The 1,210-nt window shown below is 25.2% G+C and carries 2 protein-coding genes and 1 pseudogene; all 3 read left to right on the plus strand.

Annotated features, from left to right (window positions below):
- The coding region (locus FZ949_RS05230) for a hypothetical protein (RefSeq protein ID WP_187424712.1) at positions 1-524 on the plus strand (524 nt) is incomplete at its 5' end.
- Positions 525-662, plus strand: coding sequence for a diadenosine tetraphosphate hydrolase (locus FZ949_RS05235; RefSeq protein WP_148790205.1), 138 nt, complete (start codon positions 525-527; stop codon positions 660-662).
- A 147-nt stretch (positions 663-809) separates the two neighbouring features.
- Positions 810-1,210, plus strand: a pseudogene (locus FZ949_RS09290) (tRNA 2-selenouridine synthase); the annotation flags it as partial.

A 1,210-nucleotide genomic window follows, 5' to 3' on the forward strand; every position in this document is an offset into this window, starting at 1 on the left:
TTAATCAAAAATTTGTTGATGAGATAGAGAGACAAGAACAAATAAGAGAAAGTAAAAGAAAAGAAATTTTAGAGAGAATAAAAACAATACCTAATAAAAATGAAAGAAATCAAAAAATGAGAGAAATTTTAAAAACAGAGTTTTACGATAATCCAAAAATGGATCAAACCCTCTCAAATGGTAAAAGATATTATGAAAATTCAACAGACTATGAAAACCAAACCAAAAAGAAAATAAAAATCCCAATAGAATATAAAGAAAAGGTTATAAATTTTATAGGTATAGATAATTACAACAAATATAAACCAGGTTTTGATCTAGGTTATTTTTGTATAGATAAAGAAGGCAATATCGAAGTAATAGATATGACAGTTGATTACTATATTGTAAAAACAGATTATGGATTATTTGGTGACGAAGGAAGAGGATTTAGCTTTAAACAAAATAGATATGTAAATATAAGCGGTGGAAACAAATTCATTCTAACAAACAACAAATTCATAAAAGCAAACAAGGACAAGTAAGTGCAAACTAAAAAATCAAATAAAGAGCTAATAAATTGCTTTAAAGACTATATTGATATAGCTGATGCAAGTTATGCAATGCTTCATAATGTATTTGAGAATGAAAGAAATGGACTTGATGAGCTTTGTGATAAATGAAGTAAGCTATAAAAATACTTGAAATAAATTTTTATCTGCATAATAAATTTTAATAAACCCCAAACAGCACATAATAAATTAATAATATTATAAATACAATAACAATAAAATATCCAAACTAAAATTTCAAACATAAAAGGATAATCAATGAAATTTCTAGCTATAACACTCTTACTTCTAACAAGTATATTCTTAATAGCTTGCTCAGCTAATCAAGCAAATAAAAAGATAAGTAACTCTGAACTAGAAAAATTAGCTAAACAATATGGTGGAGTATATATATTTGATGAGAAATTTGTTGATGAGATAGAGAGAAGAGAAAAAGAAAGAAGCGATTATATGGACGATTTCTTTAAAAATAATAAAAGGAATTTTAAAAGATCTGACCTAGAAATCATGGATCAAAAATTCCCTCAAACCCTCTCAAATGGTAAAAAATACTATACTCGCTGGATATATTATGAAAACCAAACTAGTAAAAAAGCTAAAACTTCTGAAGTCTATGTAAATAAAATAATTGAGTTTATAGGTTTAGAAAATTTTAACAA

The sequence above is a fragment of the Campylobacter concisus genome, from assembly GCF_902460545.1.
In the GTDB taxonomy this organism is placed as follows: Bacteria; Campylobacterota; Campylobacteria; order Campylobacterales; family Campylobacteraceae; genus Campylobacter_A; species Campylobacter_A concisus_AE.